This is a genomic window from Krasilnikovia cinnamomea, assembly GCF_004217545.1.
Taxonomy (GTDB): domain Bacteria; phylum Actinomycetota; class Actinomycetes; order Mycobacteriales; family Micromonosporaceae; genus Actinoplanes; species Actinoplanes cinnamomeus.
This window is the reverse complement of sequence record NZ_SHKY01000001.1, coordinates 224,498-246,875: the sequence shown is the minus strand read 5'-3', so window position 1 is coordinate 246,875 and position 22,378 is coordinate 224,498. Positions and strand designations below refer to the sequence as shown.

General features: G+C 70.6%; 21 protein-coding genes and 1 pseudogene. 17 read left to right on the top strand and 5 right to left on the bottom strand.

Annotated elements, in window-relative coordinates; all coding sequences use genetic code 11:
- Positions 1-116: 116 nt before the first annotated feature.
- Positions 117-1,073: a threonine dehydratase gene (locus EV385_RS01000; RefSeq protein WP_130507722.1), complete on the bottom strand. Its 957-nt coding sequence runs from the start codon at positions 1,071-1,073 to the stop codon at positions 117-119.
- A 158-nt stretch (positions 1,074-1,231) separates the two neighbouring features.
- Here EV385_RS01000 and EV385_RS00995 point away from each other — a divergent pair, with 158 nt between their 5' ends.
- From EV385_RS00995 to EV385_RS00960, 8 genes are all read left to right on the top strand, one after another.
- Positions 1,232-1,603, top strand: a complete 372-nt coding sequence (locus EV385_RS00995) for a hypothetical protein (protein ID WP_130507721.1) — start codon at positions 1,232-1,234, stop codon at positions 1,601-1,603.
- A gap of 71 nt (positions 1,604-1,674) precedes the next feature.
- Complete coding sequence (locus tag EV385_RS00990; RefSeq protein ID WP_165449351.1) at positions 1,675-2,853, top strand: helix-turn-helix domain-containing protein; 1,179 nt, start codon at positions 1,675-1,677, stop codon at positions 2,851-2,853.
- Positions 2,854-3,615: 762 nt separating this feature from the next.
- Positions 3,616-3,858 (top strand): hypothetical protein, encoded by a 243-nt coding sequence (locus EV385_RS35900; protein ID WP_341273913.1) that lies wholly within the window; start codon positions 3,616-3,618, stop codon positions 3,856-3,858.
- A gap of 187 nt (positions 3,859-4,045) precedes the next feature.
- Positions 4,046-4,414 (top strand): phosphotransferase family protein, encoded by a 369-nt coding sequence (locus tag EV385_RS35895; RefSeq protein ID WP_341273912.1) that lies wholly within the window; start codon positions 4,046-4,048, stop codon positions 4,412-4,414.
- Between the two features lie 262 nt (positions 4,415-4,676).
- A complete protein-coding gene (locus EV385_RS00975; protein ID WP_130507719.1) occupies positions 4,677-5,060 on the top strand; it encodes a YbaB/EbfC family nucleoid-associated protein in 384 nt (127 codons plus the stop codon).
- On the top strand, positions 5,057-5,365 hold the full coding sequence (locus EV385_RS00970; RefSeq protein WP_130507718.1) for a type VII secretion target: 309 nt from the start codon (positions 5,057-5,059) through the stop codon (positions 5,363-5,365). The genes EV385_RS00975 and EV385_RS00970 overlap by 4 nt, the downstream gene beginning before the upstream one ends.
- Positions 5,365-6,393, top strand: a complete 1,029-nt coding sequence (locus tag EV385_RS00965) for a hypothetical protein (protein ID WP_130507717.1) — start codon at positions 5,365-5,367, stop codon at positions 6,391-6,393. Before EV385_RS00970 ends, EV385_RS00965 begins: the two co-directional genes overlap by 1 nt.
- A gap of 29 nt (positions 6,394-6,422) precedes the next feature.
- A complete protein-coding gene (locus tag EV385_RS00960; RefSeq protein ID WP_130507716.1) occupies positions 6,423-7,037 on the top strand; it encodes a DUF6346 domain-containing protein in 615 nt (204 codons plus the stop codon).
- A 181-nt stretch (positions 7,038-7,218) separates the two neighbouring features.
- Here EV385_RS00960 and EV385_RS00955 read toward each other — a convergent pair whose 3' ends face one another.
- The 4 genes from EV385_RS00955 to EV385_RS00940 all read right to left on the bottom strand — a co-directional run bounded on the left by EV385_RS00955 (position 7,219) and on the right by EV385_RS00940 (position 14,687).
- Positions 7,219-7,884, bottom strand: coding sequence for a hypothetical protein (locus EV385_RS00955; RefSeq protein WP_130507715.1), 666 nt, complete (start codon positions 7,882-7,884; stop codon positions 7,219-7,221).
- A 161-nt stretch (positions 7,885-8,045) separates the two neighbouring features.
- Positions 8,046-8,504 carry a YdeI/OmpD-associated family protein gene (locus tag EV385_RS00950; RefSeq protein ID WP_130507714.1) on the bottom strand — a complete coding sequence of 153 codons (459 nt, stop codon included), beginning with the start codon at positions 8,502-8,504 and terminating at the stop codon, positions 8,046-8,048.
- A gap of 42 nt (positions 8,505-8,546) precedes the next feature.
- On the bottom strand, positions 8,547-10,802 hold the full coding sequence (locus EV385_RS00945) for an Hsp70 family protein (protein ID WP_130507713.1): 2,256 nt from the start codon (positions 10,800-10,802) through the stop codon (positions 8,547-8,549).
- Between the two features lie 6 nt (positions 10,803-10,808).
- Positions 10,809-14,687 (bottom strand): eCIS core domain-containing protein, encoded by a 3,879-nt coding sequence (locus EV385_RS00940; RefSeq protein ID WP_130507712.1) that lies wholly within the window; start codon positions 14,685-14,687, stop codon positions 10,809-10,811.
- Positions 14,688-14,836: 149 nt separating this feature from the next.
- Between EV385_RS00940 and EV385_RS00935 the strand changes: the two genes are divergently transcribed.
- From EV385_RS00935 to EV385_RS00900, 9 genes and pseudogenes are all read left to right on the top strand, one after another.
- A complete protein-coding gene (locus tag EV385_RS00935) occupies positions 14,837-15,169 on the top strand; it encodes a helix-turn-helix domain-containing protein (RefSeq protein WP_130507711.1) in 333 nt (110 codons plus the stop codon).
- 15 nt (positions 15,170-15,184) lie between these two features.
- On the top strand, positions 15,185-16,807 hold the full coding sequence (locus EV385_RS00930) for a phage tail sheath family protein (protein ID WP_130507710.1): 1,623 nt from the start codon (positions 15,185-15,187) through the stop codon (positions 16,805-16,807).
- Positions 16,808-16,819: 12 nt separating this feature from the next.
- Positions 16,820-17,251, top strand: a complete 432-nt coding sequence (locus EV385_RS00925; RefSeq protein ID WP_130507709.1) for a phage tail protein — start codon at positions 16,820-16,822, stop codon at positions 17,249-17,251.
- Positions 17,248-17,607 carry a hypothetical protein gene (locus tag EV385_RS00920; RefSeq protein WP_242624628.1) on the top strand — a complete coding sequence of 120 codons (360 nt, stop codon included), beginning with the start codon at positions 17,248-17,250 and terminating at the stop codon, positions 17,605-17,607. Before EV385_RS00925 ends, EV385_RS00920 begins: the two co-directional genes overlap by 4 nt.
- 17 nt (positions 17,608-17,624) lie before the next feature.
- Positions 17,625-17,774: pseudogene (locus EV385_RS33695) on the top strand (DUF6760 family protein); the annotation flags it as partial.
- Positions 17,767-18,225 carry a phage tail protein gene (locus EV385_RS00915; protein ID WP_207229728.1) on the top strand — a complete coding sequence of 153 codons (459 nt, stop codon included), beginning with the start codon at positions 17,767-17,769 and terminating at the stop codon, positions 18,223-18,225. The pseudogene EV385_RS33695 and the gene EV385_RS00915, both read left to right, overlap by 8 nt.
- The gene (locus tag EV385_RS00910; protein ID WP_130507708.1) at positions 18,203-20,053 is read left to right on the top strand and encodes an eCIS core domain-containing protein; all 1,851 of its coding nucleotides are present in this window, start codon (positions 18,203-18,205) and stop codon (positions 20,051-20,053) included. Before EV385_RS00915 ends, EV385_RS00910 begins: the two co-directional genes overlap by 23 nt.
- Entirely contained in the window at positions 20,053-20,730 is a 678-nt protein-coding gene (locus EV385_RS00905; protein WP_165449349.1) for a CIS tube protein, read from the top strand. Before EV385_RS00910 ends, EV385_RS00905 begins: the two co-directional genes overlap by 1 nt.
- Positions 20,723-22,375 carry a VgrG-related protein gene (locus EV385_RS00900; protein ID WP_130507706.1) on the top strand — a complete coding sequence of 551 codons (1,653 nt, stop codon included), beginning with the start codon at positions 20,723-20,725 and terminating at the stop codon, positions 22,373-22,375. The genes EV385_RS00905 and EV385_RS00900 overlap by 8 nt, the downstream gene beginning before the upstream one ends.
- Positions 22,376-22,378: the final 3 nt, after the last annotated feature.

The following is a 22,378-nucleotide window of genomic DNA, read 5'->3' as shown; positions in this document are numbered from 1 at the left end:
ACGCCAATTGAAAAAGTATTCAATTGAAAGTCAAGCCCCTACGCCGCGCCGCCGCATGCCAGGAACCTCCGCGACCCGGGAACACGGCCGTTCCGTACACCTGGGCCTTTTCCGCTTCAAGAGTCGGAGACCACGCGCCGGACGAGCTCCCCGTCGCAGTTGCCACCCGTCATGATCACCGCGGCCGCCGCGCCGTCGGGGCGTGCCGTGTCCGCGATCAGGCCGGCGAGCGCGATGGCACCGGCCGGCTCGGGCATCTGGTGCGTGGTCTGCCACAGCAAGCGCATCGCCGTCTCGGTCGCCTGGTCGCTGACCTGCACGAAGCGGGCCGCCCCGCGCAGCATCACCGCGACGGCCTCGTCGTCGGGCACCCGGGTGGCGACGCCGTCGACGAACGTGTCGGCCTCGGGCGTCGTGACCGGATGTCCGGCCCGGAAGGACAGGGCGTACGCGGGGGCGCCCTCGGCCCCGACAGCGACGACCTCGGTGCGGCGGCCGAGCAGATCCCGGACGGCGATGTTGGCGCACAGCCCGGAGCCCTGGCCGACCGGCACGTAGACCACGTCCAGTTCGGAAGCCTGCTCGTGCAGCTCGGCGGCGTAGGTGGCCACGCCGGCGACGAGGTCACGGTGGAACGCCGGCACCATCGGCAGCCCGCGCTCCTCGGCAAGCCGCATCGCGTACTCACGCGCCTCCTGGAAGTCCCGCCCGTACACGATCAGCTCGGCGCCGAACCCGCGCATCGCGGCGTTCTTGTCCGGGCTGTTGCCCTCGGGCACGACGATCGTGACCGGGACGCCGTGCGCGCGCCCGGCGTAGGCCAGCGACTGGCCGTGGTTGCCGCGCGTGGCCGAGATCATTCCGCGTACCTCGGGTTCGGCCGCGAGCAGCCGCGCCACGTAGACCAGGCCGCCGCGCACCTTGAACGCGCCGGTCGGCGTGGCGTTCTCGTGCTTGACCCAGGTAGGTGTGCCGGTCACCTGCTCCAGCAGCGGCCAGCGGTACGCCGGAGTCACCGGCACGTGCGGCCGCACCAGGCGCACCGCGGCGTCGAGTTCAGCGCGCGTGATCACGGGACGAGCCTAGACATCGTCGGGGATTCGATGTGCGGAAGGTCCAACAGAGTCGATATCGTCGCCTGCTGCGGCGGGGCCGTGCCGTCGATTGCGGCATCACGGTCGGGACGTCTCGCACGGCTCCCGGCCGACCACTGTCACAGGGGTAGGAGGGAGTGATCAACGCCGAGCCAGGCAGCGATGCCACCGGTGAGTTACGCGAGAAGATCGAGCGAGCTGAGGCACGGCTCGCGTCCTTGAACGCTCAGTTCCCGGAATATCGGGAACTCCATCGGCAGGTCGGTCGCGCCTCGGTGCGACTACGTGAACGAGAGAGGGCCGCCGCGCGGCGCGCCGCCGAGGTCAGGGACGCTCGACTGTTCTCCCTCGTACCGGGCGGCTTGGTGATCCTCGCGGGGTGGGGCTCATGGATGTGGATCCTGATCGGCCTTGGTGTGGCGCTGTTCGGCGTGTGGATCGCTGATCGGCTGCCCGACCACCTCTACAGCAGCGGCCTCGGAGGCGAGACAGAGCCCGACGCTGGCTAGACTCGAATGCCCGGGCGGTCGCTGCTATCAGCATGCGGCTCCGCCCGACCGCTTCCAGGGATGTGGAGCCGATGACCTCGGAGCCCACCAGTTTCGGCCTGCGGCTTCGTCAGTTTCGCCAGCGGCGCGGCCTGTCCGTACGACAGCTGGCCGCGCTGTCGCGCTACGGCAAGTCCTACGTGCACGACCTGGAAACGGGGCGCAGGGTTCCGAATCCCGCTGTCGCGCGGCGTCTCGACGAGGCGCTCGATGCCGGGGGCGGCCTCGTGCATCTTGCCGCGCCCCACACCGAACCGGCACTGGTCCACGCCCTCACCCTGCCGGTGGCCGCGTCACCCGCCGACCAACCCATGACCGACGAACACGTCCAGCAACTGCACGAGACCGTGAAGCATCTGGTCGCGCTGGACACGCTGCACGGCTCCGAGAGCCTGTACGCGACCGCCGTCCGCGCCTTCCGCAACGCCCACCGCAGACTCGCGACCGCAGGTGCGGAACAGGCGGCGCGCAGCGACCTGCAGGTGGTCATCGCCGAAGTGGGGGAGGTCGCCGCCTGGCTGGCCTACGACAGCGAGCATCAGGACATCTCGCGGCAGATCGCGAACGAAGCCATGCTCATCGCTCGGATGGCCGGCGACAGCAGCATGCAACGTTTCCTGCTGTCGCATTTGTCGATGCAGGCCACCTACCTCGAACGCGGCAGCGAGGCCCTAGACCTGGCCAACCGGGTGATCGCTGAGCGGCCCCGGTCACGGCGGGTCGTCGGCATGATGCGAGTACGGCGGGCGCGGGCGCTGGGCCAGCTCGGTGACGGCACGCGTGCGCTGGCAGAGCTGCAGCGGGCCAGCGGCGAGCTGGCCGGCGGCGTCGGACCCAACGATCCCGCCTGGTCGTGGTGGCTGCACTCCGCCGAGCTGGCGGTGCACGAGGCACGGATCCGATCCGCTGCCGGCGACGGTCGCGGATCGGTGGCCGCGTCCGAGCGCTCCGTGCGTGAGCTTCCGGCCGGTCAGGGTCGTGACCAGGCGCTGTATCGGGCGTGGCTGGTGTCCGACCTGGTCGATGTGGGGGCGTGGCGGGATGCCGGCGAGGTTGCCGAACAGCTGATCGCCCGGTCCGCGGTCGCGGGCTCGGCCCGGGTGCCGCGCATCCTGCGCCGAGCGGAACGGCGGGCGGGACGAGCGGGAGCTCCGATGTGGCTCGTCGACGCCGTACGGGAAGCCGGCGAGGCGTCCGCCCCGGCGGCCTGATTTCCCGTCCGCAGAATTTGCGGACAGTACGCCGCGTTGCGGACGCCCGCGCGGACTTCCTTCTACTCCTCTCCGCATGATCACCCCGCGAGGATCGGAGAACAACGCGGCGGCTCGGTCGAGGATCCGGATCTCAGGCCTGCCGCCTTCCCGAGCGACGGCGGATGGTGTGTGTCGATGATGTGGTTCTCCCGGCGACTACCGTGGATGCGCAAGGCCCGTGCCCGGGCGGTGCTGGCTACCGCGGCTGCCCGGGAGGACGCCGAACGTCGCGCGGCGTATGAACGTATCCGCGGGCTGGCCCGGTGACTGCCGGGCACCAGCCGGACCGGCCTTCATGGGAATGCGGCGCATGCGGCAAGCCATGGCCGTGTGATCCAGCCCGCGCGCACCTGGCGGCCGATACCGGCGGAGGCACGCGGTTGGCCATCCTGATGTGGATCTACCTTGAGGAGTACTGCTCTGACCGCCACGAAGGGTCGCTCAATGCGGTCTTCGAACGGTTCATTGCCTGGACGCGGCATGGCCCTGCGAGCGGAGCCCTACACCTCCGCCCGCCAGGAGATCGCAGGCCCTTACCTGCACCACCGCCTGATCCTGACTGAGGCCATGCCGGACGGCACCGCCGTCCCCTACACACAGTCGGCGTTGCAGGCGACCGGCTTCCGGTCGACCTGGAATTCTGGAGCGGCGAGGCCGAGTCGTGCCGCCCACCGAATCCGCCGCAGCCGGGTATCAACGCCTAACCGATAGGGATGTCCCTTGCGCAGTGATTGGACCGCCTTGCCGGAGGCTGTCATCACCGAGATCGCCGACCGAATCGGCGGAGCCTTCGAGGTGACCCCGGCGGTGCCCGGCGACCGTGCGGAGATCGCCGCCACTGTCACGGGGCCGAACGGAACGGTGTTCATCAAGGCTGCCTCAGCCGCGACGAACGTTCTGACACTGCGCTACGAGCTGGCCGTCACGAAGACCGTTGGTCGGTACCCGGCCGTAGTCCTGTGAGACTTCGAGTCTGCCGGTTGGTTGGTGGTGGGGACCGAACATCTCGATGGTCCCCACGCCGATCTGTCCCCCGGCAGTCCGGATCTCGATCTGCTCGCCGCGACATTGAAGGAACTACAAGAGACTCCTGCACCGGGCCAAACCGTGGTTCACCCCGGAAGCCAGATTCGGATTCGGGCATCCGGCGATGGCCGGTGGGACGTTCGTCCACTCTGACCTCAATCCGGCCAACCTGATCGTGACCGCGGACGGCCTCCGGATCGTCGATTGGGCATGGGCGACCAAGGCCGCTTCGTGGGTCGAACTCGCATTGCTTGTGCAATGGCTGATCGGCGGTGGCCACGATCCCGAGCAGGCCGAGGACTGGCTCGCGAGATTCCCCGCGTGGACCCAGACTGATCCCGAGATAATGGACGAATTCGCGGCGAGGAACGCCGCGAAGTGGTCGGCCAAGTCCCAGCAGAGCCCGCACGAGTGGGTGTACGACCTTTGCGGCCTGGACCGGCACGTAGGCGGCCCACCGGCGCCTTCGTTCCCCCCGGACGGAGCTGGGTGAGGCGGACGCATCGGCCGGACTTTCCGGCGCCGCGGAAACCGCGGATCCGGTCGTCGGTGGGTATCGAGTCTGGCAGGCGATAGGCGTGCTGGTGCGTCGGTCGGACGCTGATGGTGATCGACAGTCGTGAAGGCGGCACGGAGCGTGAGCGGGGGGCCCGTGGCAGGTGGCTGAGGTCCGCTAAGCCGGTGTCCGTAGCCGTCACGGGGAACCTATCCGGCAGGTCTGATCGCTTAGACTTCCCCGACACGGGAGGACGCCGATGACCATGCCAGATGACTGGATTCGCACGTTTGAGCTGCGTGCTCAAGAGCAGGCAGCACGGGCGCACGAGCTGAGTCGCCAGCTACAGGAGCGATCAGTGACGGTCGCATCGGCGGACGGTGAAGTGCGGCTGACCGTGGACTCGGCTGGTGGACTCGCGGGTCTCGAGTTCGGTCGCGGCGCAAGTGAGCTTTCACTGGAGGATCTCGCCGCATTGGTTCTGCAGACTTCGCGACGGGCCCAGGCTCGACTGGCTGAGTCGATGAGCGAGGCGGTGGCGCAGGTGTTCGGGCAGGGGTCGGAGACGGCATCGTTCGTCAGCCAGGCGTACGCCGAGCGCTTTCCGCGCCCGGATGACGACGCCGACGGGGACCAGCGATGACGCAGCCGGACATCAGGATCAACTCGGATGCGGTGCGGCGGCACGCGGGCATGGTCGACGAGTTCGGAACGATGATCGACGAAGCGGCACAGGCTGGTGGCTGGGTGCGGGCCAGCAATGACGCGTACGGGTTGCTGTACGGATCCGTGTTCACAGGTGTGCTCAATCCAATCCAGGACGGCACTATCGGTGCGATCCGCGACGCCGTCACGGCGACCCAGTCGCTGGCCGACCTGTTGCGAGCAACCGCCGGGGACATGGACACCAGCGACGACAACGCGGCTCGCCGGCTGGGGGGCCACTGATGACCGACGCGGTGGTGACTCGAGGCAGCCTCATCGCGCCGGAAGGCGACACCAAATGGTACGAAGGTGCGGGCATCCTAGAGTCCGTGATGGGCATGAGCGATGCTCTTGGCGAAGCCGACTATTGGGGTTTCGGCGGTAACTTGGTCGCCACCGGCCTCGGTGCGATCGGCGCGATCATGGATCCGTTCCAGGCGATTTTCGCCGCCGGCGTGAGTTGGTTAATGGAGCATGTCTCCTTCCTGCGGGAGCCACTAGACGCGCTGTGTGGTGATCCCAAGGAGATCGAGGGCCATGCGCAGACCTGGCGCAATATCCAGGGCCGGATCTTCGAGTCGGTTACCTTCTTTGCCGACGAGGTGAACCGCGGTACCGCCGAGTGGACCGCCAAGGCGGCCGACGCCTACAAACACCGGGCGGGGCAGCATGCCGAGGCGGTGCAGGCGCTCGGGGCATCGTGCGAGTTCATGGCGAAATGCACCCTGATTGCTGGCGCGGTGATCGGAGTGGTGCGAAACACGATCCGGGATCTGATCGCCGAGGTAGTCGGCGCTGCAGTGTCGAAGGCGGTACAAGCACTGCTCGTGGTGACGATTCCAAAGATCGTTGCCGAAGTGGCCGTCCTGGTCGCCGAATGCACTTCGAAGATCGTGAACATGTTGCAGAAGCTGACCAAGGCGATCTCCAAGCTCACGTCGCAGCTCGGCAAGCTCGGGAACATGGTGGACAACATCGCAACCTCGCTGCGGGAAGCATCGCACGGCGCCACCATTCTGGGTGCGTACCGTGCCGAGGCGGCAGGCGCGCGACTGGCTGCCCCCGGTACCGGCTTGAAGAACTACGCTGGGGCATACCGGGACGCCTTCAAGACGGTCAGCGCCGGGCACACGGCCGCGCACGGCACTCTGCCGACGGTCCTGAAAGAGACTGCGATCAACTCCGCGCGGTCGAACACGTCGCAGAATGCGGGATCGACGGCTGACAAGGCGGATGGCGAAGGCCCGCCGCCGATCGAGCTGCCACTTTAGATCACTTCGGGGCCAGAGGATGTGTGACGGTGGCTGACGACGATCTCGAACGTGTTCGGGAGCTGCAGGGGCGACTCGAGAAGCTAAGGCGAGAGAACGAGGCGTCTCCACCACGGCCTGCCCCGGAACCCCAGGCGGCGTCGCCCGTTCAGCCGGCGGGCCGGCGTCGGGGCCGGCTGCGCTCGATAGCCGGGCTTCTCGCGCTGGTGCTGGGCATCATCGTCGTCCTACAGATCGCGGCGACGGTCGCCACATACAACGGCAACGACTTCAACGACGCCAGACGGGTCGGACAGGCCAAGGTGGAGTCGTGTGACCGGCGCGGCCCGGTTGGCGCCGTGCTGGGCTACTGGTACGAGTGTGTCCTGTCGATCACCTGGAACGACGGCAATGTGGAACGTGGGACAGTGGGTGGCCCTCGCCTGGTTCATGCCGACGACGTGGGCAAGTCCATCCAGATCGGCGACAACGGGACGTCCCGCAACGGCCGGGAATACTCGCGCCCCACCCTGCCTCCCCGACCAGCGCTGGGCGTGCTTGGCGTCGTTCTCGGGCTGATCGCCGGCATCCCGGCGCTGATTCTGCTCTGGTCACTGTGGATGCTCGTGCGCGACAGCATCGCCCGCATTTTCCGGCGCCGCTGAGCGCGGCGCCTCATCGTCGGCGGGCGTCGGGGCGGCCCGGCACGGTTCTCGATTGCGTTTGTGCTCATGTGCTCACATTGGTCAATGTGTGCCAACGGGGGGCCTGATTCTTCAGGCCGCCTCTCTGTGGCGTCTGCATCGGCGATGAAATTCTGCACCTCAGCTACGGACGTGGACCAGTTCATCGGGTCAGACATGTGCCGTCGGGCAGTCTTCCTCCGATCTGCGTCGACCCGACACCAGTGGAATTCGGGGACAGATAGCCCAGCACGCACGCCGGACCGGACCCGACCGCATAGACCACTGCGCCGGCCGGTGCGGGATCATCCGGCCGCGCCGTGCGCACGACGGCGTCCGTGAAGCCGGCCGCCGCCAGCGAACGGCGGACCTCGCCGACCTCGGCTGCGGAAGCGACGCGCCGGCACACGGCCGTCGCGGAGTCGCACTCGGTACGCGACTCCCGTGAGGAACTGGCGGCCCGGTCGACCGCTGGCGCGAGTTGCGCTGCCACCTGCTGTTGCCTCGGCGTCAGACCGGTTCGCCGAATGAGATCGGCGCTGATCCGGGCACAGTGTCCGTTGTCCATCCTGCCAGCGGGCGGGGCGGCGCAGACCACGGCACGTCGCTCGCTGGCCGAGCCGTGGTCCTGCGCATTCGTGCGCGTGCCGTCGGCAGTCACGGAGTTCTCTACCGGCGCTGACGGCGACCTCATCGAGATCAGCCAGGGCACGCCGGCCGCGGAAGCGCAGGCCGCAAGGAAGGCCAGAAACATGACCAGCCAGATTCGGCGGGTGTGCGGCTTCTTTCCGGGGTTCTCGGAAAGCCCTCCAACGGTGCCTTTCATCATGGTTGCCTCCCTGAGAGCGCCAGGGTTGGGGCTGGGATTGCGCAGTCACCCTCCCCGTGCTCGTTCGCCATCGAGGACGGTATAGACCGAGATTGATCGACTCAATCGCCCTGCCGGAGCCGGCACGACCAACGCGCGAACTGTCGGTCGTTCGTACCGGCTCAGCCGGTTCGGAGGCGTTCGAGGGTCTGCGCCACCCGTCGGGCGCGGGTCTCCGCGCGCTTCGCCTCCGTGATCCACTCGACGTATTCGCGGCGATGGCTGAACGACAGGCGCTCGAACGCCGCGGCGGCCGCCTCGTCCCCGGCAAGAGCGGTGGCCAGATCATCCGGCACGGTCAGCACGCGCGGACGGTCGTCCCGCTCGACCGTCACCTCGACCACGTCGCCGATGGCGACCCCGGCGGCCTCCCGTGTCGCCTTGTGCAGCCCGAGACACACCTTGCCGCCACCCATTCCCATGGTGGAGCTGGCGAATTCGACCCCGTTGAGAGTGCCGGTCACCCGCATCCGGCTTCCGCCGCCCAGTGCGGACCGGACGTGCTCCGGAAGCATGACGAAGGCGCCGCCGCCGCGACCGGCCTCCAGCTCAGCGGCGAACTGCTGACCAGACTGGTTCATCCGAAGCTCTCCTCCTCGGCCGCGGCGCGCGAGCCGTAGAGCTCAGCATCGGGCAGTCACGCTGTCGAAGCGAGCACTGAACGATGACGGCTTCGCCCCCTGCTGTGCCCGGTTCAGCACGGCCACCCCCACGGGTACGGTCTGCGGCAGGTTCACCTGGATGCTGCCCAGGTCCTTCGGCTGGGCGTCGAGTGCGGACCGGGCCTTGGCGGTGATCGTGTCGCCCTTGCGGATGAGCTGCAGGATCCCGCGTTGCGCGTCCGTCTCGACCAGGGTTCCATCGCTGCGCACCGGCGAGTGCACCTTCACGTGGGGAGCATGGTCCTTGTACTCGAACACGACGGCCCCGGTGTCGCCATAGCCCCGCTCCAGCCGGACGTAACTGTCCGGGCCGTTCCACAGCACCAGCCCCGCACCTTGATAGAACTGGGACGGCGCCGCCGTCACGTCCGTCTCCAGGGTGAAGTCGCCCGTGACCGGCCGCAGCAGCATCGGGGCGGCGAGGTAGGTCTCGAAGATGTCGGAGCCGTCGGGCGCGTCCATGGTGACCGCGCCGTCCGCCACGGTGACGTTGGTGTCGGTGCGTTGACGCTGCCAGGCCGGATCCAGGGTGTCACCGTCGAACGAGTCCGCGAAGCCGCACGCCGCCGCCGAGGAGCCACCGCTGTCGCGGCCGTCGGGGCGCAGGGCTGCGACGGTGGCCGCCGCGCCGCCCAGGGCGAGGACCGCGGCGACCGCCAGCACGGCCCGCCTCCACCGACGCCGGGGCGGGGCACTGTCCGTGGTGCCGGGCTCTCCAGGCCCGCGTCGCACACCGACGGGCGAGGTGTCTGCGCTGTGTGGCCCGGGCATGCGGTCGGCGTGCCCGGCACCTGCGGCACTGCCGAATGCCGCAACCGGTAGGGCCGCGTCCGGTGGAGCCGCGTCCGGTGGCCCTTCGTCCGGCAGGGCCGCGCCGGGTGGGGCTTCGTTCGGCACGGCCACGCCCGGTGCGGCTTCGTCCGCAAAGGCCGCGTCGGGTGGCGCGTCGTCCGGAACGGCCACGCCCGGTGCGGCTTCGCCCGGCACGGCCGTGGGCGTTGTCGCTTCGCCTGCGGCTCCGACCGGTTTCCCAGAGGCCGACGGTGGCGCGGTCAGGGGCGGCGTGGTGACGGTCTGGCCGGCCGTGCGGGGCCGCCCGGCGGCGACCATGGGCGGCTGCGCCGAAGGACGGAACGTCTCGGGCGCGGACAGCCGGGCCGCACCGAGCGCGATGCTGTGCTCGGGATGCGGATCCAGCGCGGTCGGGCATCCGAACGCCGTGCCGAGGACCTCGGTGACCAGCGGGATCCGGGACGACCCGCCGGACAGCAGGATCGAGCGCAGCTGGTCGGCGGGCACCCCGGCCGAGCGCAACGCGCGCCGCATCGCGCCGACGGTCTCCTCCAGCGCCGGGAAGATCATGGCCTCGAACTCGCGGCGGGTCAGCCGTACCCGGGTATGCAGGCCGGGCAGCGCGACCGGGACCAGCACCTCGGTGTCCTCGGACAGGGCCTCCTTGGCCTCGACGCAGTCGCGGCGCAGGCGGGCGAACGCGGCCTGGACGTCCGGATCCTCCGTGGTCAGGATCGCCGCGTCGCCGAGGGTGGCCCGAACGTGGTCGAAGACGGCCTCGTCGAAGTCGACGCCGCCGAGCTGCTCGATGCCCTCCGGTTCGCCGAGCAGCTCGAATCCGGTCGCGGTGCGCCGCAGCACGGCCGCGTCGAACGTGCCGCCGCCGAGGTCGTACACGGCGACGATCTCGCCGGGCGCGACCCGCTCGCCCGAGGCGAACTGTACGGCCGCCGCCTCCGGTTCGGTGCGTAGCTCGACGGTCTCCAGGTCGGCGAGCCGGGTGGCCTGGCGCAGCAGGTCCCGCTTGTACGGACCCCAGTTCGCCGGGCAGGTCACCACGACCGACCCGGGTGGCTCACCCTGCGTGGTGACGGCCGTGCCCAGGACGTGGTCGAGCTGCCGGGCCAGCAGCGCGTGCGCGGAGTACGGCGCGCCGCCCACCAGCAGCGGCACCGGGTCGCCGAGGCGCCGTTTGAACTCGCGGGCCATCCGTCCCGGATCGCTCTCGCCGCGCCGGGCGGCGGGCTCGCCGACCAGCACCGGCCCGTCGGCGGGCAGGTAGACCAGTGAGGGCACCTCGGGTCGGCGGGCGCCGAGCCGCAGCACGTCGACACCGTCGGTGCCCCGCACCGCCGCCGCGGTGTAGGTGGTGCCCAGGTCGACACCGAGCCCGTACCCCCTGTGGATGACGTCCGCGCGCACCATGGGCCGTCACTTCTTCGCGACCGCGAGTTTGCCCTGCTTCTGCGGGGCGGGACTGGTGCCCTGTGGCCACGCGGCCCGGACCAGCGCCCAGGAGGCGTCCGTGGTGGACAGGTCCTTGTTCGCTCCCTTGCCGACGTACCACTTGTCGGCCGAGAGGACGAGCTTGATCGTCTTTCCGGGATCCTTGGCGTCGGTCAGCATCTTGGCGATCTCCACGACGTTCTCCGTGCACATGGTGCAGGGCGTCAGGGTGATCTTGATTTCCACCTCGATGACCCGGCCCTTCCACTCGCTCGTGGTCTTGTCGCGGATCCACCGGTGCAACTGGGGTTCGGCATGCGAGCTGTTGGTGGCGAAGTCGTACGGCCGCTCGCCCGTGTTCCATGCCTCCAGCTTGATGGTGTTCGGATCCTCGGCCGACGGCGGGACGAGTATCCCCCCGGTACGCAGGCGCGGCTCCCGCGTCGGTTGGCCGGGGAAGCGGGCCGCGTTCTCGACCTGAACGGGATCCAGGGTGGTCCGCACCGGCGTCGGTGCGGCCGTGCGTGGGTCGCTGACCACCTTGCCCTCCTCGTCGACCCACTCGCCTGCCGCATTGGGCCGGCGAATGGTGTTGAAGGGGGCCAGGATGCCGGCGGTCGCCGGCTGGTCGCCTTCCAGCTTGATGGTCACGTCGATGCGGCAGGCGACCTTCTCGGGTGCCAGGTTGAGCAGGTCGTCGGTGGGGCTGGCCGTCGCCACGACGGCCGTCTGCTCGTTGCGGTCGACCGCACGGAGGTCGTGCAGGCCTTCGGGCCGGAGCCGGGTCAGGATCTCGGCGAGCGCGACGTCCAGGTCGTCGCGGCCAATGCCTTGACCGATCCGGGCGGTGACCTCCTGCTCCGCCTTGCCCTTGACGCCCGTGGCGGCGGGGGGTGGCTGCCCGTCCGCGCCGCCGCCGACCCCGAGCGCGTTCAGCGCCGCCTGGCCCATCGACTTGGCCTTGGCGAACAGCCACTCGACCGCCTCGTCGATCACCTTCTGGAGTTCCTTGACGTGCTCGGCGAGCTCCTCGGGGACGCTGCCCAGCCCGGCCTGGTTCGCCAGGAACCCGATCGCCACCGGCACGGCGTTGGCGAGTCCCTTCTCGACCTTCGCGGCGCCGGACTGGATGTCGCCCTTCGCGATGGCCGCCAGCGTGGACACGTAGTCGTTGATGATCTGCAGGATCTCGCGGACATAGTCGATGACCGACTGTACGGCCTTGAAGAACGCGATCGTGCTGTTGACCACGGCCATGATGCCCGTGGGGTCCAGCATGGACAGCAGCTTGGCGGTGGCCTTCTCGACGATCTCCTTGGTGATCCAGTCCATCACGATGCCGAGCAGCGTGTCCCACAGGTTGCCCAGCTGGCTCTCGACGTGCTTCCAGATCGCGGCGACGCCGTTCTCCTGGACGTCCTTGATGAACTCCCACGCCTCGCCGGCCATCGCGAGACCGGCCCGGATCTTGCGTACGTTCTCCTCGCCGATCGTCTTGCCCAGCTTCTGCCAGAGCATCTCGGTGGTGATGCCGAGGACCTGCAGCACTAGGTTGAGGATGGACTTCAGCGACAGGTCCGGCGGCTTCTGGATGCCGATCTTGGCGAGTCCGCGGAACAGCCAGTCGGCCAGGCCGTTCAACAGGTACGTCAGCACCTTGTCGAGGAACGCGAACAGGCCCGTCTTGAGCGCCTGCAACAGGTTCAGGAAGAACGCCACCGGGTCGCGCTTGATGTCCTCGATGGCCGCCATCGCATTGGCCACGATGCTGCCCAGCAGCTCCGACGGGAACTCCATCAGCTTGAGGATCAGGGTCACGACGACCTTGAGCACCTCGCCGACGAACGCGACGATGCGCCCCAGCGGCTCACCGAACTTGTCCAGCACCCGCAGGAACGCGCCGAGGGGGTTGAGCAGGTCTTCGAGGGTGAGCATGTTCCACACGCCGAGGAACGTGTTCTTGATCATGTCCGCGGAGATGCCGAGGCGCGTCATCGCGCCCTCGATCTGCGCGGCGGCGTCCGCGATCACTCCGGCCTCGGCCAGCTTCTGGTACGTGGCCTCCCCGTTGGGCAGCAGGGTGATGAATCCCCCGATGAGGTTCTCCGCGCTCCGCGGCACCGGCGCACCCGTGAACGGATCCATGCCGATGATCACGGTGAGCAGCTTGAAGCCCCGGGTCTGGTGCGCGTGCCTGCTCAGCCAGTCCAGCAACGCGTCCTTGATCAGGCTCAGCACCGTGCCGATGACGTCGTACGCGAACGCCCCGATCCGTTGCACCAGGCCGATCGCGTCGCGGGCCAGCTTGCTCAGGTTGTCGGCCAGGTTCGCGATGTTCTCCGGCTGGATCGCGTTCCACCCGGCCTGGAACAGCGCGATCAGGTCGTTGATCAGCCCCAGGAACCGGGGGACTTGCAGGTCCAGCCAGTCCGCGGTCTTCTGCAGGGTGCCGCGCTCCTGCATCTGCGCCAGCGCGTCCTGCTTGCCGATCAGCTTGAGGAAGTCCGCGAGGATCTCGACGGTCGGCGCGTTCACCGGGGTGCCGCGCAGCGGATCGGTGTGCAGCACCTTCTTCGTCAGATCCCACACCGGCGTGCCGACCAGGTACTTCTCGGCGAAGCCGACCGCGGCGTCGCGGATCAGCTGCACCACCGCGTCGATGATGCCCCGCACGAACCCGAGCGCGTCGTTGTACAGGCCGTCGACGTGCCTGGTGACCACGGCGACGTTACCGTCGATCCCCTTCGTCACGCTGATCTCGGACCACGCCTGGTCGACCTCGGTCTGGAACCTGGCCAGCGTCAGGTTGTGCGCCGCCAACCCACTGTCGATCATGCGGAAGGCGTCCTGCAGGACCCCCATCTCCTGCAGCTTCCCGGCGACCACCCCGCCGAACGGGACGAGGCCGAGCACGCCGCGCACCAGGTTCTCCGGGGTGCGTTCGACGTTGCGGTTCGCGATCGGGTCGTACCCGGCGACGACCGTGAGCATGTCGTAGCCGGGGATGGCGTGCACCGCGGAGCGCAGCGGGGCCAGGGCCCAGTCCGGCAGCAGGCTGTCGGAGTCGCGTTGCAGACCGAGCCGGTACACCCCGACCGACTGCTGCTGCACCACGTGGGTGGCCTCGTGCGCCATCAGCGCCAGGTCGCTGGCCGACTCCCCGGCGCCCAGGAAGATGTGCCCGCCGGTGGTGAACGCCCGCGCGTTGAGCTGCGCCGCGCCCGCCGCCGCCCGCTCGGACGAGTGCACCTGCACCCCGCCGAGGTCGAACCGCAGCGTCGCCTCGACGCGCGCCCGCACGTCCGGCGGGATGGGCACGCCCGGCCCCGGGTCGGCCAGCAGGGCGCTCAGCCCGGGCGGGGCCTCCGCGCCCGGGTCCCCGGGGGCCGCCGCCGGGGTGGCCAGCCGGGACAGGCCCGGCGCCGGTCCGGCGGACGCCTGCGCGTCACGGCCGAGCCCCACCTGTGTGGCCACCGCGTCGGCCTCGCGTTCGAACCGGTCGCCCGGCTGGCTCACGGTCAGCTTGGGCTGTGCGTGCAGGCGGCGCAGCGCGTGCCCGCCGCCGGGGGCGAGCACGCCGAGGTGCACCGGGTGCGGTGCCCGGCCGGTCGCCAGGCGGGCGATCGCCGCGTTGCCGCCGGCGACCGCCGGATCCCGGACGGGCGCCGCCGACGCCCCGGTGTCCGCGGCACGGGCCAGCAGCGCGGGCTCCGCGGTGTCCGTGGCGCGGGCCGGCAGCGCGGCCTCCGGCCCCGGCCCGGGCCGCGCGGCGCGGGCCACCGTCAGAGCCCCGCTGGGCACGGCCGGACCCACCGACCCGCTCTGCGCGTCGGTCTGCGGCTCCTCGCGCGTAGACAGCTTCACCGGCGACCCCCGACCCAGCATCGGGGCCGCCGCCGTGCCGGGGCAAGGTGCCCGGGACGTCGCTGCACCTTCGGCTGCACCGGCGCACCTTCTCCCGTGCGAGGGGCGGGCGCACGCTCACAGGGTCGGCGCGACGCGGAGGTGAGGCGATGACGCGGGTCCTCATGGGGGACTTCAGCGCCCTGCACCGCCTCGGCCTGGAGGACATCCTGCGCCGGGAGGGCATCGAGCTGATCGACACCGCGGGTACGGACGTGCTCGCCCGGCTGCTCGAGGCGCTGCCCGACGTGATCGTGCTCGACCTCGACAAACACGGAACCGGTGACCTGGTGCACGTCATCGTCCACCGGTTCCCGGCGGTGAAGGTGGTCGCCTGCTCGTCGCGCCGCCCGCGGATGCGCGTCTTCCCGCCGCTGCACTACGGCGAGTTCTACGAATCCGATTGCGATCCCGCGCTGCTCACCAGCGCGGTGCAGGCCTGATGAAGGGGTGCCAGCATGGCCGCGTCATATGGAGCACCGGGCGTCTACATCGAGGAGCAACCCAGCGGCTCCATGCCCATCGAGGGGGTGGGTACGGCCGTCGCCGCGTTCGTGGGCTTCACCGAACGCTACGACACCGAGCAGGGTGACCCCACCGACCCGGCCGGGGTGAAACCCCAGCTGGTCACAAGCTGGCCCCAGTACGAACGGGTGTACGGCGGGTTCGTGCGCGGCGCGATGCTCCCGCACGCGGTGCGCGGGTTCTTCGAGAACGGTGGCAGCGCCGCGTACATCTGCCGGGTGCCGGGGGCGAGCGGCGAGGACGGCGGTGGAGCCGCTCCCACGGTGACGCTGGCGGTCGCCGACCAGCCGGAGCTGCCGAGCCTGCGGGTGTCCGCGCTCAATCCGGGGGGCCGCCTGGAGGTGGAGGTGGTCCCGCCGCCCCCGCCCGCCGAGGGCGCCGAGGGCTCGGAGAGCGGCGGCGGGGAGTACACGCTGCGCGTCTACGAGGACGGGACGCTGCGCGAGGAGCTTGGCGGCCTGCAGTTCAGTGGCCGAAGCGCGCGCTCGGTGGAACGTGCGGTCAATGAGCGCTCTCGGCTTCTGCGCATCGAGCTGCAGCCGCTGCAGGGCGCCTCGCTGGCCGAACGCGCCCCCGCCCCGGGCCGCTACGAGCTGCAGGCCCCGCCGGTGTCCGCGAAAGCGGTCACCCCGGCCGACCTGGTCGGCTCCGAGTCCGAACGGACCGGCTACCAGGGCCTGGCCATCGCCGAGAACGTCACCATGGTCGCCATCCCGGACCTGGTCACGGTGGCCACCCGCCGCGACGGCACGGTCGACGAGGAGATGTTCCTCGCCGCCCAGCAGCAGCTGCTGGACTACTGCGAGGCCAGCCACACGAAGATGGCGATCCTGGACACCCCGCCCGGCCTCAACGCCACCCGGGCGCTGGAGTGGCGGGCCCGGCTGGCCCGTGACAGCGCGTTCGCCGCGCTGTACTACCCGAACGTGGTGATCAGCAACCCCCTCGCCCGGCCCGGCGCCACCAACGGCGAGCTGTACCTCACCGTGCCCCCGTCCGGGCACGTGGCGGGCGTGTGGGCGCGTACCGACGGCGCGCGCGGGGTGTGGAAGGCGCCCGCCAACGAGGCGCTGCGCGGCGCGGTCCGGCTGGAGACCGACGTGACCAGCGGCGAGCAGGACCTGCTCAACCCCGAGGGCGTCAACTGCATCCGCTCGTTCGGCAGCTACGGCACCAAGATCTGGGGGGCGCGCACCCTCGCCAAGACGGACCCGAGCTGGCGCTACATCAACGTGCGGCGGCTGTTCAACTACGTCGAGGAGTCGATCCGGCGCGGCACCCAGTGGGCGGTGTTCGAGCCGAACGACTTCGACCTGTGGCAGCGGGTCAAGCGCAACATCACCTCGTTCCTGCGTGGCCTGTGGAGCCAGGGCGCGCTGGTCGGGGCCACCCCGGAGCAGGCGTTCTACGTGCTGTGCGACGAGAGCAACAACCCCGCGTCGTCGGTGGACGAGGGCAAGCTCATCGTCGAGGTGGGCATCGCTCCGAGCAAGCCCGCCGAGTTCGTCATCTTCCGGATCAGCCAGTGGCAGGGCGGCGGCGCCGCGACGGAGTAAGGGGAGACCGACATGCCAGACCTCACGACCACGTTCAACTTCGTCCTGGAGATCGGCGGAGTCGAGATGGCCAGCTTCCGCAAGTGTTCGGGCGTCGAATCGGAGACCGAGACGATCGAGTACAAGGAGGCCACCAAGGAGGGCAAGATGATCATCCGGAAGGTGCCCGGGGCGATGAAGTGGAGCGACATCACCCTGGAACGCCGCATCGACGCGTCCAAGGCGCTGTGGGAGTGGCGCAAGCAGGTGGAGGACGGCGACGTCGACAAGGCCCGCCGGGACGGCTCGATCGTCATCAAGGACTCGATGCACAAGGAGGTCGCCCGCTGGAACTTCGAACGCGGCTGGGTCTCCAAGTGGACCGGCGCCGAACTCGACGCGGGCGCCAACGATGTGGCCACGGAGAAGGTCACGATCACGCACGAAGGGCTGCACCGGGGATGAGCGGGCTGCGGACCGAATTTCCGTTCACGCTGCCGAAGGGCTTCGTGGACGACAACGGCACCCTGCACCGTACGGGGGTGATGCGGCTCGCCTGCGCCCGCGACGAGATCGAGCCGCTGCGCGACGGCCGGGTCAAGGAGAACGACGCGTACGCCACCGTCATCGTGCTGTCCCGGGTCGTCACGGAACTCGGCACCGTGCAGCGGGTCACCACCAAGACGATCGAGTCGCTGTTCGTCAGCGACTTCGGCTACCTGCAGGACCTCTACCGGATCATCAACTTCCAGGACCCGAGCATCCTCGACGCCCTGGAGCCGGGCACCCCTTTCCCGACGGCGTCCGTGGAGGTGGGTTAGGGCACTACGCCCACGACGAGTTGTGGCAGGAGATCGCCTTCCTGGCGTACCACCTGCACTGGGACCTCGACCGGTTGCTGGACCTGGAACACGGGGACCGGATCCTGCTCCTGCGCGAGGTCGGCGGCCTGAACGAACGCGCATGGCAAGGGGTGCAGGGTGTCTGACGCACGCACGATGGATCCGCCGTTCGTCGGCAAGTTCACGCTGGAGATCGGGGCGACCGTGATCGGCTCGTTCACCGAGGTGTCCGGGCTGTCCGTCCAGCTCGACGTGGAGGAACTCGCCGAGGGCGGGCAGAACGCGTTCACCCACAAGCTGCTGGGCCGGATGAAATGGCCCAACCTCGTGCTCAAGCGCGGCCTCACCGACACCGACGCGCTGTTCGAGTGGGTCATGGAGTGCTCCGGCGAGGGGCTGACCGCCAAGAAGAACCGGATCAAGCCGCGCGACGGCAAGATCAGCATCCGGAACGCGAAGGGCCAGCCCGTACGCACGTGGACGATCCTCGAGGCCAAGCCGGTGAAGTGGACCGGCCCCCGGTTCGCCGCGTCGTCGCGCGACCTCGCCGTCGAGGAGCTGGAGGTGTGCCACAGTGGCTTCCGCACCGGCAAGTGAGCGCCGCCCGCGTACGCTGCGCCGGGTCGTGCGCCGCCTGTTCACCGACCGGTGGGCGGGCCGCCGCCGCGCGCCGGGTCCCCGGGTCGGAGCGGACCTCGCCGCCACCCTGCCGGTGCGTGCCTCCTGGTCGCTGCTGCGCTGGTGGCGACGGTGGCGCCCCCGGCACACCGGTCCGGCCCCCGCGCCCACGGGCCGGGAGATCGGCGCGGCCCCGGTCATGCTGCGCGACTCTCCGGCTCGGAGCCGCGCGGTCGCCGGCCGGGGCACGCTCGCCCCACTCGGCACGCCTCGCCCGCCGCTGACCTCCGGACCCGCCACCGGTCCGGACGTGCGCCCCGGCCACGAGCTGACGCTGCGCCCGGCGTTCGGAACGCGGGGGGACCGCCGGGACGGCGACGCGGGCATCGTCCGTTCGCTCCACTCCGGAGCCTCGGACAGCCACCCGCATCCCTGGGCGGACGTGGGCGCCGGGGCGCCGTACCGGGAGGGACCGCTGGGGGTACGCCCGGTGCTGGCCCGCGCGGGCGCGACCGGCGGGCCCGGGGTGCTCGGTGCGGGCCCGGGCCGTGGCGGCGACGCGACCGATCGGACGGGTGGCGCGTGGCCTGTCCGTAGTGGGGACGCGGCGAGCTCGGCCGCCGGCCGGGGCACGGGATCCTCCGGCCGCGCCGTGCCCGGAACCGGGCCGGGACTCGTGACCGGTCTTCGGCCGCTCGGCCGGGCGGGGTCGCTGACGGCGCGGCCCGGGCCCGGCCCGTCCGTGCGCAACCCCGAATCCGCCGCCGACCTGCGCGTGCTCGGCGGGGGGCCGCAGCCCCCGGGGACGGGACCGGACATGTTGGGCGCCGTGACCACGCTGCGGCCCGACCACGGGCGGGGGCTGATCGGCGGTTACGGGATGCCCGTACCTGAAAAGCCCGGATCCGAACGGCCAGGATCCGGACGGCCCAGATCCGAGAAGCCTGGATCCGAGAAGCCTGGATCTGAGAAGTCCGATCCCCGGGCCCGGTGGGAGGCGGCGGTCGCCGCCCGGCCGCTGGAGGCGCCGCGGCCGCTGCCCGGTGCCCTGCACGCGATGGCGTCCGCGCTGACCGGCCGGGCGCATCCGCCGCTGTTCACCACCGGCCCGGCCACCCGGCACGCGCTCGCGGCCGCGGGTGCGCGCGGCGCCACCACCGGCACGGTCGTGCACCTGCCCGAGGCGCCGGCGAACGTGCCCGTCATGTCGGAGGTCCTGGCCCACGAGCTGACGCACACCCGCAGCCCGGTGCGGCGGCCCCGGTTCCTGCTGGAGCACGCGGCCGGTCTGCTCGACGACGACGAGCGGCAGGCGCTGTCCGCCGGCCGGCAGCGGCTGGCCGACGCGGGGCAGGGGCTGCTGTCCGCGGGGCGCGACCGGCTGGCCGAGGCCGCGCCCAGCGCGGCGGGGATCGTGGACCAGTTGCCCGTGGGCGGGGGCCTGGGCGCGGTCGGCGACGTCGCGACGCGCGCCGCCCGGGCCGCCGTCCTGGAGGCCACGTCCGGTCCGATGTCCGGGCTCACCGGCGCCGTGGGTGACGCCCGGGACGCCGCGAGCGGGGCGCTCGCCTCGGCGGGCGGTCTGGCCGCCGAGGCGGCATCCGGCGTCACCGGCGCGGTGGACGCCGCCGCCGGGGCGGTTTCCGGCGCCGCCGGCCAGGCCGCCGCCACGGTGGCGGGGGCCGCGAGCGGTGCCGCTGGGGCGGCGAAGGCGGCGCTGGACCCGGACAAGGTCGTGGAAATCGTCGAGGCGCGGCTGCTGCGCGAGATCGAGCGCCGTGGCGGGCGCTGGGCAGGAGTGTTCTGATGACCGCACCCACCGCACCCGCGAAGGCGTTCCTGCTCACCGAGAAGAAGGACCGGATCGACTTCCTGTTCAACCCGGCCGAGCTGACCATCACCAAGGCCAACACCTGGAACGCGGCCGAGAACAAGGGCGGCAACGCTCCCGAGCTGCGCTTCCAGGCCGGTCAGTCCGGCACCCTCGCGCTGAGCATCACCCTGGACACCACCGCGACGGGCGAGGACGTCACGGACTACACCAACAAGCTGCTGGACCTGCTCAAGGTGGATTCGAGCCTGCCCGGCTCGGACAAGCAGCGCAACAAGGCCCGGCCGCCGTGGGTGGAGTTCCACTGGGGCAAGCTGCACTCGTTCAAGGCGATCGTGGAACGGCTGCAGCTCAAGTTCACGTACTTCGCCAGCAACGGGATGCCGTTGCGGGCCAAGGCGGACCTGGCGCTCAAGCAGTACAAGGATGAGGGCAAACCCCTGCTGCAGAATCCCACCTCGCACACGCCGACCCTGCACACGGTGCACCGGCTCGGGTTCGGCGAGACCCTCGACCGGGTCGCCGCCCGGCACTACGCGGACGCCACCCGGTGGCGGCTGATCGCCGCCGCCAACGGCGTGGTCGACCCGATCGGGCTCGCCCCCGGCACCCTGCTGGTCATCCCCGAGCTGCCGGTGCGTCGCCGTGGCTGAGGCGACCAAGCGCCTGGACGGCGTGGTGCTCACCGTGGACGGGCGCCCGCTGGCCGCCGACCTGTACCCGAGGCTGGCGATGGTCCGGGTCGAGGAGTCGGTGCACCTGCCGGACTACTTCGCGGTGCACTTCGACGACCCGCACTTCGAGCTGTTCGACCGGGGCACCTTCACCCTCGGCACCAAGCTGGACATCGCGTTCCGCGCCGAGGGCGATCCGGTGGTCGTCACCTCCGGGGAGATCACCGCGGTGGTCGTGGAGCCGGGCGTCTCCGGACGGCACGAGCTGGTGCTCACCGGGTTCGACCTGACCCACCGGATGGCCCGCGAGCCGAAGTCGCGCAGCTTCCAGCGGGTCACCGACGCCGACATCGCCAGCCGCATCGCGGGCGAGTACGGCCTCGACACCGACGTGGACGCCACCGGTTCCGTGCACGACTACGTGCTGCAGGCCGGAGAGACCGACTACGCGTTCCTGCGCCGCCGCGCCGCCCGCATCGGCTACGACGTGTGGGTCACCGAACGCAAGTTCTCCTTCAAACGCGCACCGCGTTCCAAGGTCACCCCGCCGAAGCTGCGTTTCGGGCAGAACCTGAGCCGGTTCACGGTGCGCTTCTCCGCCGCCGAACGCAGCGACGAGGTGCAGATCCGCGGCTGGGATCAGCTCGGCAAGCAGGCCATCGCGGGCCGCGCCGACCAGCCCGACCCGGGTACGGACGCCCCCGCCGCCGACGAGCTGACCGGGGCGGCGCGGCGGGCGTTCGGGCGGGTCAAGCGCAACGCCGGGCAGTTCCCGGTCACCGACCAGGCGGAGGCGGACAAGCTGGCGGCCGCGCTGCTGCTGCGCGCCTCCGGTGAGGAGGTGGTGCTGCGCGGCGAGGCGGCCGGTGACCCGAGCATCGCCGCCGGGGCCAAGGTGCACATCGAGGGGGTCGGCTCCCGGCTCACCGGCAACTACCGGGTCACCGGCGTGGAGCACACGTACGGGGCGGGCCGCCCGTACGTGACCCGGTTCGTGTGCGGCGGCAAGGAGCCCGGCGGCCTCGCCGACCTGACCGGCCCCGCCACCGCCGGGGGCGACCGGCGCGGCTGGGGCGGCCTGGTCATCGGCATCGTCACCAACAACGACGACCCGGAGAAGCTGGGCCGGGTACGGGTCACGTTCCCCACCCTGTCCGCCGACGACGAGAGTGCCTGGGCCCGGGTGGCCGCCCCCGGCGCGGGCCGCCAGCGCGGCATGCAGTGGCTGCCCGAGGTGGACGACGAGGTGCTGGTCGGCTTCGAACTCGACGACCACGCGCGCCCGGTGGTGCTGGGCGGGCTGTGGAACCGCGACGACAACCCGCCCCAGCCGGACGCCGCCTCCGGCGGGAAGATCAAGCAGCGCGTGCTGGTCAGCCGCAAGGACTCCCGGCTCACCCTCGACGACGACGTGCCGTCGGTGGCGCTGACCCTGGGCGGCAGCCCGTGCACCCTCAAGCTGGCCCAGAGCGAATCCACCCTCACCGGCGACCAGAAGCTGGTCATCTCCGCCAGCCAGGTGGAGATCAAGGCGACGCAGAAGCTGAGTCTCAGCGGCGCCCAAGTGGAGATCACCGCGTCCGGCGGGCTGACCGCGTCCGGCAAGCCGATCAAGCTCAACTAGGGA